The organism is Roseospira navarrensis (assembly GCF_009601025.1).
GTDB lineage: Bacteria > Pseudomonadota > Alphaproteobacteria > Rhodospirillales > Rhodospirillaceae > Rhodospira > Rhodospira navarrensis.
In genome coordinates this window covers 1-11141 of sequence record NZ_WIVE01000006.1, presented here as the reverse complement: position 1 = coordinate 11141, position 11141 = coordinate 1, and the positions used below count along the sequence as shown (strand labels likewise).

Sequence of the window (11141 nt, the reverse complement as noted above, 5' to 3'; positions counted from 1 at the left end):
TCGTCCGGGTCGTGTCGGCCGTCTCCGCTTGCGCGCTCATGGCGGCCTGCGCCATGACGCCCGACCCCTTCACCCAGGCGGAGTTCGAGGCCCGCGCGGCCGAGGACCGCGCCGCCATGTTCGCCGACCAGCCGGCCCTGGACGGTCCCCTGACCCTGAACGAGGCTTTGGCCCGCGTGCTGCGCTTCAACCTGGACCGCCGCGCCCGGGTGATGGAAGAGGCGCTCGCGCTCGGCCAACTGGATGTGGACCGCTTCGACCTGCTGCCCGAACTGGCGGCCGGGGCCGGCTATACCAGCCGCAGCAACGAGAATGCCTCGACCAGCCGGGACATCATCACCGGGCGGCTGTCGGACGCGAACCCCACCACCTCGACGGACAGAGACCTGTTCACGGCGAACCTGGGCGCGACCTGGAACATCCTGGATTTCGGGGTGAGTTGGTACGCCGCCAAGCAGAACGCCGACCGCGCCCTGATCGCCAGCGAGCGCCGCCGCAAGGCGGTCGCCAATCTGGTGCAGGAGGTGCGCTACGCCTTCTGGCGCGCGGCCGCCGCCCAGGTGCTGGGCGACCGGGTGGCCGACGCGATCCGGCAGGCCGATGGCGCGCTCGCCGACCTGGAGCAGGTGGAGCGGGAGCGTCTCGCCCCGCCCACCCAGGTGCTGCAGCGGCAGAAGACCCTGCTGGAAACCATCCGCCAACTGGAGCGCATCGAGCGCGAGATGGTGGCCGCCCGCGCGGAACTGGCGGCGCTGGTCAACCTGCCGCCCGGCCGCCCGTTCACCATCGCCGTGCCCGATCCGGAGACCATGGCGGTGCCGGGTGTGCCCGTACCCATCCAGGACCTGGAACTGGCCGCCCTGGTGAACAACCCGGACCTGCGCGAACAGGTCTATCTGGGCCGCATCGCCACGGGCGAGACCCGCAAGGAGATTCTCAAGCTGCTGCCGGGCATCACCCTGGATTTCAGCCGCGAATACAACAGCAACTCTTTCCTGGCGAACAATCACTGGAACCACTGGGGCGCGATGATCACCTGGAACCTGGTGAACATCGTGTCCGCCCCCGACCGCATCGCCCATGCGGAGACCGCCGAGGAGGTGGCGGACGCGCGCCGGCTCGCGCTGCGCATGGCGGTGCTGGCGCAGGTGCATGTGGTCTCGCATCAGTTGGCCAGCGCCACCCGTCAGTTCGACCGGGCCGACCGCCTGTGGCGGATCGAGACCCGGCTGGCCGAGGCCACCGGGCGGCGCCAGACGGGCGGGGCCGGCGATCCCGTGGACCGCATCACGGCGGAAACCGCCGCCATCGGCGCGGAACTGCGGCGCTATCAGACCTTCGCCGAGGCCCAGATGGCCTATGGCCGGCTGATGGCTACGGTGGGCGTCGATCCCGTTCCGGAGACCGTGGACGGCCACGCGCTGCCGGATCTGGCCGAGGCCATCCGGGTGCGTCTGGACGCCCTGGCGCGCGGCGAGGACTGGGCGCGCCCGCCCGTGACGGCGGTGGCGGACCCCGAGGCGGAGGAGGCAGAGGCGACCGACGAAACCCCGGCCGAGGGTGCGCCCGTGGCCCTGCTCATGGATGACGCGGGGCCGCCCCCTGCGCCGCGCTGAGCCGGTGCGGATCCTCGCCCCCTGCCTTGCCGCCGTCGCGCTGGTCTTGGTCGGCGCGTCCGGCGTGTGGGCCCAGTCGGGAGCGCGGGAGACGGCGGACACGCCGCTGCCGGCGCAGCTCGTGGCCGCGCGTCAGACCGTGCTGTCGGTGGAGATCGCCGGCCGCATCGACCGGCTGCCGGTCCGGCTGGGCGACCGCTTCGCCGAGGGCGACGTGCTGATCGGCATCGACTGCGCCATCCACGACGCCCGGGTGGACGAGGCCCGCGCCGCCAGCCACGCCGCGGACACCGCCAGCGCGGTTCACAGGCGGCTGCGGGACCTGAACTCCGCCAGCACCCTGGAAACGGAACTCGCCGTCGCCGAGGCGGCGCAGGCCCGCGCCAAACTGCAATCCGCGCGCACCGTCGCCGCCAAGTGCGCCGTGGCCGCGCCCTTCGCCGGCCGCGTGGTGAAACGCCTCGCCCGGCCGCACGAGTACGTGAAGGCCGGCCAGCCGGTGCTGGACATCCTGGACGACCGCGCGCTGGAGGCCGAGTTCATCCTGCCGTCCCACTGGGTCGATCGGGTCGCCATCGGCCAGCGGGTCCGCCTGACCGTGGACGAGACCGGCCGCACCCATCCGGCCACCATCACCCGGCTGGGCGCGCGCGTCGATCCGGTCAGTCACTCGCTGGATGCGGTGGCAACCGTCGAGGGGGAGACCGGGGGTCTGCTGGCCGGCATGACGGGCCGGATCAGGCTCGGGGCCGAATGACGGACGCCGCCCCTGCGCCAGCCCCCGAACCGGCGCTCGCGGCCCTGCTGACCCTGGAGGCGCGGGCGCGCACGGCGGCCACGGCCGCCGAACTGGGCTTCGTGATGGTCAACGAGAGCCGCGCCCTGGTGCGCTACCGTCAGGCCGCGCTGTTCACCCGCGATCAGGGGCTGGTGGCGGTCTCCGGGGTCTCCGACCCGGACCGGACCGGGCCGTTCGCGCAGTGGCTGGCGGCCCTGTTCCGGCACCTGGGGGACCGGGATGCCGGCCCGCTGGAGACCGCCGGCCTGCCTGAGAAACTCCGCCCCGGCTGGGACGAATGGATGCCCGGCGCCGGGCTGTTCGTGCCGCTGCGCGACCCGGATGGCGGGCCGCTGGGGGCCCTGCTGTTCGTGCGCGACGGGGTGTGGCGGGACTCCCACGTGGACCTGCTGCGCCGGCTGGCTGCGATCTATGGGCTGGCCTGGGCGTGGCGGCGGCGGCCGGGCCTCTGGACGCGTTTCCGGCGGGGTCTGCGGCGGGTGCCGCGCTGGCGTCTGCTGGCGCTGGTGCTGGTGGCCGCCGTGATGGCCGTGCCCGTGCGCCTGTCCGTGCTCGCCCCGGCCGAGGTGGTGGCCCGCGACCCGGCGGTGGTGCGCGCCCCGCTCGACGGCGTGGTGCGCCGCGTGCTGGTGGAGCCCAACGAGGCCGTGGCCCAGGGCCAGGTGCTGTTCGAGCTGGACCGGACCCGGCTCGCCGGGCAACTCGCGGTATCGCAGACGGCGCTCGCGACCGAGCAGGCCCGGCTTGAGCGGGCCACCCAGCAGGCCTTCGCCGATGCCCGCGCCAAGGCCGATCTGGCGGTGCTGCAAAGCCGCATCGAGGAGCGCCGGGCCGAGGTCGCTCGCCTGCAGGACCAACTCGATCGCGCCACCGTCACCGCGCCGCGCGCTGGAACGGCGGTGCTCGACGATCCTTCGACCTGGATCGGCCGGCCGGTGGCCACCGGCGAGCGCGTGCTGTCCGTCGCCGATCCGGCGGATGTGGAGGTGGAGGCCTGGGTCTCGCCGGATGACATGATCCCGCTGGATCCCGGCGCGCCCGTGACCCTGTTCCTGAACGTGGATCCGGTCCGGCCCGTACCGGCGCGCCTGCGCACGCTGTCCTATGCGGCGGCGGAGCAACCCAACGGCCTGTTCGCCCATCGGGCGCGGGCGGCGATCGTGGCGGAAGAGGAGGGGGCGGGGGAGGGAGAGGGAGCCCCGCCGCGTCTGGGTCTGAAGGGCACAGCGCGCCTGGACGGCGAGACGGTTCCCCTGGGCTACTGGCTGTTGCGCAAGCCACTGGCGGTCGCCCGCCGGACGTTTGGGTGGTAGGCCATGACCACCGCCGCTCTGCCGCCATTGCGCGCCGACCTGACCCTTCATTCCGGGCCGCCGGCCCTGGACGGCGCGCCCACCTGGACCATCGGCGACCCGGCCCGCAACCGCTATGTCCGCATCGACTGGCCGGCGTTCGAAATGCTCGTGCGCTGGGATCTGGGGCGCCCTGCGGCGGTGGCCGCCGCCGTCTCGGGCGAGACCACGTTGCGGCTGGCGCCGGATGACGTGGCCGCGCTGGCCGTGTTCCTGCGCGACCAGCAACTGACCGAGGACGCCAGCCCGGCCGGGACCCGGCGCCTCGCCGAGGCGGCGCGCGCGGCGCGGCCCTCGCCGGGGGCGTGGCTGGTCCACCGCTACCTGTTCTTCCGGGTGCCGCTGGTGCGGCCGGACGGGTTTCTGTCCGCCACCCGGGGGGCGGTGGCCTGGCTGGGCTCGCGGACGTTCCTGGGGGCGACCGTGGCGGCGCTGCTGCTGGGGCTGGTGATGATCGTGCGGCAGGGGGACCTGTTCGTGGCGGCGTTCGAACGGGCCTTCACCCCGGCCGGGCTGGTCGCCTTCGCGGTCGCGCTGGTGGCCGTGAAAGCCGTCCACGAGTTGGGCCACGCCTACACCGCCAAGACGTTCGGCTGTCGCGTCCCGGCCATGGGGGTCGCCTTCATGGTGCTGCTGCCCATGCTGTACACCGACGTCAACGCGGCCTGGACCCTGCGCGAGCGGCGGCGGCGGCTGCTGGTGGGCGCGGCGGGCATGCGGGCTGAACTGACCGTGGCGGCCTGGGCCACGCTGGCCTGGAGCCTGCTGCCCGAGGGTCCGGCGCGGCAGGCGGCGTTCGTGCTGGCGGCGGTCACCTGGGTGTCGTCGCTGGCCATCAACGCCTCCCCGTTCATGCGCTTCGACGGCTATTTCCTGCTCATGGACGCGCTGGAGATGCCGAACCTGCACGCCCGCGCGTTCGCGCTGGCCAGGTGGTGGCTGCGCGAGCGGCTGTTCGGCCTGGGCGATCCGCCGCCGGAGCCGTTGGCGCCCGGGCGGCGTCGGTTCCTGATCGCCTTCGGCATCGCCACGTGGCTCTATCGGCTGGTGGTGTTCCTGGGCATCGCGCTGCTGGTCTACACCTTCGCCTTCAAGGCGCTGGGCGTGGTGCTGTTCGTGGCCGAGATCGTGTGGCTGATCCTGCTGCCCATCTGGCGGGAGCTTCGGGTCTGGGGCCGGCTGCGCCGCCGCATCCTGCGGCGGCGGCGGACGGCGGTCACCGGCGCGGTGCTGGCGGGGCTGGTGGTGGCCGGTCTGGTGCCCTGGACCACGCGCATCGCCGCGCCGGCGGTGCTGAAGGGGGCCGAGACGGCCGCGCTGTACCTGCCGTTTCCCGCCCGCCTGGAGCGGGTGGCGGCGGCGCGCGGCGACCGTGTGGCCGCCGGGGATGTGCTCTACGTGTTCGCGGCGCCCGACATCACGCTGGGGCTGGCCGAGGCTGAGGCGCGCCGGGCCACCGCCCGCCGGGAACTGCGGATCGCCGCCCTCGACCCGGTGGTGCGGGCGGCGACCGGCGAGATCCGCGAGCGCCTCGCCCAGGCCGAGGCCGAGGTCCGCGCCCTGGCGGAGCAGGCGGCGCGCCTGACCCTGGTCGCGCCCCTGGCGGGCACGGTGCTGGATCCGCTGCCCGACCTGCGCCCGGGCCTGTGGCTGTCGCCGCGCACCCGGCTGGCGCTGGTGCGGGCGGACGCACCGCCGGTGGTGGACGCCTATGTGGAGGAGGGCGATCTGGCTCGGTTCGCGGTGGGGGCGGAGGCCGTGTTCCATCCCGTCGGGACCGAAGCCCCGTCCCGCGCCGGACGGGTCGTGGCCGTTTCCGCATCGCCGGCGCGGCCGCTGCCGCGACCCGATGCGGTGCTCGGCTCGGTCCATGGCGGGCCGCTGGCGACGCGCCGGGCGGAGGGCGGCCTCGTGCCCGAGCAGGCGGTCTACCGTGTGCGGGTGGCGCTGGACGGGCCGCCGCCGGACCTGCAGCAGGTGGGCCGGGTCCACATCGCCGGCGAGGCCCGCAGCCTGTTTGCGCGTGTGGCGCGCTCCGTGCTGATCGTGCTGGTGCGCGAGTGGGGGACGTAGGTCTGGCCGGCTATTGTCCTGACCCGTCAGGACAATAGCCATGGGCCGGGTGGTGCGACAGCCGGGCGGACTTTATTTCGCTGCGATTGAGAATTGTTATTCGCCCTTGAGGCGCGGACGCGTAAAGCGGGGGGTGGACCATGTCCCCGCCCGTCCCAAGCCTCAGGAGCCATCATGCGGATCGGATTCACCAGTCAGAACCTGAAGACCATCACCGCCCATGCCGGACGGACCCGCCGGTTTCTGGTCTACGATCTGGCGGCGGACGGCGCGGCGACCCCGCTGGAGCCCATCGACCTGCCGCCCGAGATGACCCTGCACGAATTCCATGGGCAGGGCCCGCATCCGATCGACGCTCTGGATGTGCTGGTGACGAAGGAATGCGGCGCGGGATTCCTGCGCCGCATGGGCGCGCGCGGCGTGATCGTCGTGACCAGCCCGGAGGACACCGACCCCGCCAGCGTGCTGCGCGGCATCGCCGAAGGGCGCATCGACATCAGCCAGCCGACGGCCGTTTCCTGCGGCGGTGGGCACGGTCAGGGGAAGGGTCATGGGCATGGGCATGGGCACGGCCAAGGCCCCAACCACGATCATGACCATGACCACGGTCACGGCTGCTGTGGGGGTCATTGATTGATCCTGATCGGCGACGCCCCGGACATGTCCGGGTCGTCGCCGCCGCCGCCCCGGCCGCCCCTTGAGCGGCCATCTTTGGACAGGCGCCGCGATGCGGCGCCGAGGGCGCCGGCCCAGGCGGTCCGGCACGACGGAGCGCCGCGGTCGGGATCAGTCGTCCACCTCTTCCAGGGTGTAGCCCGGCGGGCAACTGGGCTCGCCGGTCAGGGCCCAGTCCGGCTCCTGCTTGTCTGCCGTGCCGAAGGGGCGCAGGCCGTCCTCCACGCACAGACAGCGGTGGGTCTGGCAGAACAGTTCCATGTGATCCTGGACCTCCCCCGACGACGGGCCGCCGCCACAGGCGGCCAGCGTCATGCCGGCGGGGATCAGCACGCACAGGGCGCGCGCCACGGCCGGAGCCGGAACGGGCAGGCGGAAACGGGGCAGGGGCGGCATCGGGCGGGCTCGTCTGAAGGATCCGGGGCGGGGCGGGCAGCTTATCACAGGATCGCGCCCACGCCAGACCCGCCCTGAGCGGAACACCTGACCGGAACAGGCGACGGCTCCGGTGACCATGACAGCACTTTCCTCGCGGTCAGCGCGTTCCTCCCGAGATCCCTCGTCTCGCTTCGCTCACGCGGGATGACACAATAGAATGACAGGATGTCATCCTGAAGCCGCGACGCGGCTGAAGGATCTCGAGCATGAGGTCCCAACCCCTTGCAAAGGCCCGGAAGACCGATCCCTTGAACCTCGCCCCTCGGACCTCGGCCGGGATCATCCCGCCAGGAAGTCGGCCACGACGCCGGTCAGGGCGTCGGTGGTGAACATGGGCGCGTGCCCGGCCTCGGCGACCTCGTACACCGTGCAGCCCGGGCCTCGGGTCTTCATCTCCGCGACCGTCTCGGGCAGCAGCAGGTCCGACCGGGCGCCCCGCAGCACCAGCACCGGGCAGCGGATCATGTCCCACAGCATCCACAGGTCCATGTCGGCCGGTTCGACCCCGCGCATGGGATCACCGATGGCGGGGTCCTGGTGACGCCCCCAGCCCGACCCGTCGTCCAGCAGCACCGTCGAGTTGCGCGTGAACGCCTGCCAGTCGTCATCGGTCATGGGGCCGAAGTCGGCGTGGATGTCGCGGAAGTGGGCCTCGGCCTCGTCCAGCGACGCGAAGGTGGGCGGCGGCGCCGTGGTGTAGTCCGCGATCCGGGCCAGCGCGGCCCTGGGCACGAAGGGACCGACGTCGTTCAGCACCAGCCGGCGGATCGGCGACAGCGGGCTGGCGGCGATCACCAGCGCAATCAGCCCGCCCATGGAGGTGCCCACCCAGTCCACCTGATCGGTGCCCGCGCGGGCGATCAGCGCGGACATGTCGCCGACATAGTTCGGCACCTGATAGCCGCTGGAGTCGGCCAGCCAGTCGCTCTGGCCGCGCCCCAGCACGTCGCAGGCCAGGGTGTGACGCCCGCCGGCCTCCGCCAGGGTCTGGCCGAGCTCATCGAAATCGTGGCTGTTGCGCGACAGCCCGTGGACGCAAAGGACCGGCGGCAAGGCGGGGTCTGGACTCGTGGCTGGCGGTCCCCATTCCCGATAGACCATGCGCTTCAGGCCCTCGGGCCGGGCGCAGAGGACATGACGGGCCGTGGCGCCGGTCTCGTCGGTGCGGGTCATGGTCGCCTCTCCCTGTCGCGGATGTCGCCCCGTCATCGAACCACAGGCGCTCCGCCGGATCCATTGAAGAGCGCTGGGGAGAGCGCTGGGGAGAGCGCCGGCGGTGGGCGCTTGAACGACGCCCGCCCGCATGGCATGACTGCCAGCCTGCACAACAATTCAACAGGGCGCGGCCGCGCAACGGCCGGCCTGATGGGAGGATCCAGACCATGCCCCTCGACACCACGCCGCAGACCGACCCGTTCGCGCTCGCCCAGGCGCTGAGTGGTCAGCACCTGATCGACGGGGCCTTTGTCGCCGCCGCCTCCGGCCGCAGCTTCGACGTGGTCAACCCGGCGACCGGCGCCGTCATCGGACAGGCCGCCGAGGGTGACGCCACGGACGTGGACCGCGCCGTCCAGGCCGCCGCCCGCGCCCAGGCGGACTGGAAGCGGATGCCGGCGCGCCAGCGCGGCAAGCTGGTGGCCGAGTGCGGCGCCCGTCTGGCGCAGCACGCCGACGAACTGGGCCGCCTGATCGCGCTGGAGACCGGCAAGGCCCTGCGCACGGAAAGCCGGGTCGAGGCGGGGGTGCTCGCCGACATGTTCGTGTTCTTCGGCGGTCTGGGCTCCGAGCTGAAGGGCGAGACCGTGCCCTTCAACCCGGACATGATGACCGTGACCGTGCGCGAGCCCGTGGGCGTGGTCGGGGCGATCATCCCGTGGAACGTGCCCCTGCTGCTGATGGCGATGAAGATCGCCCCGGCCCTGGTCGCCGGCAACACGGTGGTTGTGAAGTCGGCGGAAGAAGCGCCGCTGACCGTGCTGCGCGTGTGCCAGATCATGAACGAGATCCTGCCGGCCGGCTGCTTCAACATGCTGTCCGGCTTCGGCCCGGAGTGCGGCGGGCCGCTGGTCGCCCACCCCAAGGTCGCCAAGGTCAGCTTCACCGGCTCGGTCGAGACCGGCCGCATCGTCTCCCGCGCCGCCGCCGACCGGCTGATCCCGGTCACGCTGGAGCTGGGCGGCAAGAGCCCCATGATCGTCATGGACGACGCCGACCTGGACCGCGCGGTGGAGGGCGCCATCACCGGCATGCGCTTCACCCGCCAGGGGCAGAGCTGCACCGCGTCGTCCCGCATCTATGTGCACGAGGCCGTGCATGACGCCTTCGTCGAGAAAGTGCGCGCGCGCGTCGATGCCATGGTCATGGGCGACCCGCTGGACGAGGCCACCGACATCGGCACCATCATCTCGCCGCAGCAGTTCGAGAAGGTCCAGGGCTACATCGAGGCCGGCAAGACGGCCGGCGGCACCGCCATCGCCTGCTCGAAGCTGCCGGAGGACCCGGCCCTGAAGAAGGGCCTGTTCGCGCAGCCGGTCATCTTCACCGACATTGCCCCGGACGCGCCGCCCGCCAAGGAGGAGGTCTTCGGCCCCGTCGCCTGCATCTTCAGGTTCAGCGACTACGACGCCGTGATCGAGGAGGCCAACACCAGCGAATACGGCCTCGCCGCCACCATCTGGACCCGCGATCTGCGCACCGCCATGAATGCCACCCAGCGGCTGGAGGCGGGCTTCGTCCAGGTCAACCAGAACCTGGTCGTGCAGCCGAACCTGTCCTACGGCGGCGTCAAGGCCTCGGGGCTGGGCAAGGAGGCCTCGCTGGAGTCCATGCTGGAGCACTTCACCCACAAGAAGACCATCATCTTCAACATGACTTAGTATTCTGGTTGGTTGGTGCGTTTGGAGACCGCTAAGCAGGTGCGAACGCACCGACCGCCACTTATTGACTCCTGGTAGCGAATGCAAGAACATTCGATTGAAGCAGGAGGTCTGATATGCCGAATCCAATCACAATTGAAATTGGTGTGCTAAACGTGGTTTCACATCCGCATAGCGAAGATATATATGCGGAGCTTTTTGAGAAAGTTTCTCAAAAAGAAGCAAATTATTGGGGAGATTCCAATGCCGCTATTCGAAAGATAAGAAAAAGAAGAGACGGGTTCCTCCAATCGAGTATCGTATTAGGAACTGAGATAGACCTAAGGGATCCTGTTGTTGATAGGTCAGACTACACTACATCCGAGGCTAGCGCTGAAGACGCAAGGTTATCAAAGACCCATCTTTACAATGGTCGAGTTTTTTTGTTTCTGTTTGATCCAAAAACTCATAGACTTTATTACGAGAGAAAAAACCAACATGGAAAAAAATTGTCACCCAATCTTCTCAGGAAAGCTCTTATGCGGCTATTTGATAATTTTAATGAGGAAGCCGGTTTTATATACGAGATAAACGTTTCAATAGTCCCGGAAAAAGATACGTTGGACCGCCTGCTTGCTATGCCTCAAATCGATAGCGTTGAAATTCATTTGGAGCGGCCTAATCCGAGTGATGGCATTGATGACGAGATACATGAAATAATGGAAGAGCTTGATGAACAGGGGCTTCAGAAACTACAAACAGATATGAAGCGCTCAAAAGAAAGCGAAACTATAAGAATAAATGAAAAAAATATGAAAAGAGCAAGGGTAGCGCAAAATAATGGATTTGTTAAAGTGAGCGGGCGGAATAAAGAAGGCGAAAGATTTCGTGGGGCTACTTCCGATTATCCTTTAATAAGAGAAGCTGAGGTCGAAAAGGGGGAGTTGAGCACTACTGAGATTCTAAGAGTCGCGAAGGAAGTTTCATGAACAATATTCGGAAAAAAAGCTGGTATATATACTGGCAAGTATATGGTGGTCTTAATTCTTTGTTTTCATCTCCTTTTTTCTGGGGGGCTGTGATTGTAGCGCTTGTGTCAGGTGATCATTGGGCTGTGTACGACAATGGACAGCCCTTATGGGTGCCAGTCGCACTAAACGCGATTCCGAGCATTCTTGGGTTCTCAATGGGCGGAATGGCAATCCTTTTGGCATTCTCGGGAAAAACTTTTGTAAGAATCGTTACGAAAAATGGTGAAGGCTTATCCCTTTGCTTCCGGCGCGATCAACATATCGTAGGAGATTGGGCCTTTGGTGGTGGCGATGCCCAGGAG

At 68.9% G+C, this 11141-nt stretch carries 10 protein-coding genes; 8 read left to right on the top strand and 2 right to left on the bottom strand.

Going from position 1 to position 11141, the window contains the following annotated elements; translation table 11 throughout:
* Positions 1-53: 53 nt before the first annotated feature.
* The 5 genes from GHC57_RS03620 (at position 54) to GHC57_RS19465 (ending at position 6473) form a co-directional block, all read left to right on the top strand.
* Positions 54-1616 (top strand): TolC family protein, encoded by a 1563-nt coding sequence (locus tag GHC57_RS03620; protein ID WP_246152111.1) that lies wholly within the window; start codon positions 54-56, stop codon positions 1614-1616.
* Positions 1585-2373: an efflux RND transporter periplasmic adaptor subunit gene (locus GHC57_RS03615; RefSeq protein WP_153341269.1), complete on the top strand. Its 789-nt coding sequence runs from the start codon at positions 1585-1587 to the stop codon at positions 2371-2373. Before GHC57_RS03620 ends, GHC57_RS03615 begins: the two co-directional genes overlap by 32 nt.
* A complete protein-coding gene (locus GHC57_RS03610; protein ID WP_153341266.1) occupies positions 2370-3728 on the top strand; it encodes an efflux RND transporter periplasmic adaptor subunit in 1359 nt (452 codons plus the stop codon). The genes GHC57_RS03615 and GHC57_RS03610 overlap by 4 nt, the downstream gene beginning before the upstream one ends.
* 3 nt (positions 3729-3731) lie before the next feature.
* Positions 3732-5840, top strand: coding sequence for an efflux RND transporter periplasmic adaptor subunit (locus GHC57_RS03605; protein WP_153341264.1), 2109 nt, complete (start codon positions 3732-3734; stop codon positions 5838-5840).
* A 174-nt stretch (positions 5841-6014) separates the two neighbouring features.
* Positions 6015-6473, top strand: a complete 459-nt coding sequence (locus GHC57_RS19465) for a NifB/NifX family molybdenum-iron cluster-binding protein (protein WP_153341262.1) — start codon at positions 6015-6017, stop codon at positions 6471-6473.
* A 153-nt stretch (positions 6474-6626) separates the two neighbouring features.
* On the opposite strand, the gene GHC57_RS03595 is transcribed toward GHC57_RS19465, so the two are convergent.
* Both GHC57_RS03595 and GHC57_RS03590 read right to left on the bottom strand, forming a co-directional pair.
* Positions 6627-6911, bottom strand: a complete 285-nt coding sequence (locus GHC57_RS03595; RefSeq protein ID WP_153341260.1) for a hypothetical protein — start codon at positions 6909-6911, stop codon at positions 6627-6629.
* A 321-nt stretch (positions 6912-7232) separates the two neighbouring features.
* Positions 7233-8126, bottom strand: coding sequence for an alpha/beta fold hydrolase (locus GHC57_RS03590; RefSeq protein WP_153341258.1), 894 nt, complete (start codon positions 8124-8126; stop codon positions 7233-7235).
* 209 nt (positions 8127-8335) lie between these two features.
* On the opposite strand from GHC57_RS03590, the gene GHC57_RS03585 reads away from it, so the two are divergent.
* The 3 genes from GHC57_RS03585 to GHC57_RS03575 form a co-directional block, all read left to right on the top strand.
* Positions 8336-9829, top strand: coding sequence for an aldehyde dehydrogenase family protein (locus GHC57_RS03585; protein WP_153341256.1), 1494 nt, complete (start codon positions 8336-8338; stop codon positions 9827-9829).
* A 116-nt stretch (positions 9830-9945) separates the two neighbouring features.
* Entirely contained in the window at positions 9946-10797 is an 852-nt protein-coding gene (locus GHC57_RS03580; RefSeq protein ID WP_153341254.1) for a DUF4747 family protein, read from the top strand.
* A partial coding sequence (locus GHC57_RS03575; RefSeq protein ID WP_211369112.1) for a hypothetical protein occupies positions 10794-11141 on the top strand: 348 nt, incomplete at its 3' end. The genes GHC57_RS03580 and GHC57_RS03575, both read left to right, overlap by 4 nt.

Bases quoted from the DNA above. Each gene is read 5' to 3' on its own strand.
- GHC57_RS03590 (WP_153341258.1), bottom strand. From the start codon at position 8,126: ATGACCCGCACCGACGAGACCGGCGCCACGGCCCGTCATGTCCTCTGC.
- GHC57_RS03585 (WP_153341256.1), top strand. From the start codon at position 8,336: ATGCCCCTCGACACCACGCCGCAGACCGACCCGTTCGCGCTCGCCCAG.
- GHC57_RS19465 (WP_153341262.1), top strand. From the start codon at position 6,015: ATGCGGATCGGATTCACCAGTCAGAACCTGAAGACCATCACCGCCCAT.
- GHC57_RS03580 (WP_153341254.1), top strand. From the start codon at position 9,946: ATGCCGAATCCAATCACAATTGAAATTGGTGTGCTAAACGTGGTTTCA.
- GHC57_RS03610 (WP_153341266.1), top strand. From the start codon at position 2,370: ATGACGGACGCCGCCCCTGCGCCAGCCCCCGAACCGGCGCTCGCGGCC.
- GHC57_RS03620 (WP_246152111.1), top strand. From the start codon at position 54: ATGACGCCCGACCCCTTCACCCAGGCGGAGTTCGAGGCCCGCGCGGCC.
- GHC57_RS03615 (WP_153341269.1), top strand. From the start codon at position 1,585: ATGACGCGGGGCCGCCCCCTGCGCCGCGCTGAGCCGGTGCGGATCCTC.
- GHC57_RS03605 (WP_153341264.1), top strand. From the start codon at position 3,732: ATGACCACCGCCGCTCTGCCGCCATTGCGCGCCGACCTGACCCTTCAT.
- GHC57_RS03595 (WP_153341260.1), bottom strand. From the start codon at position 6,911: ATGCCGCCCCTGCCCCGTTTCCGCCTGCCCGTTCCGGCTCCGGCCGTG.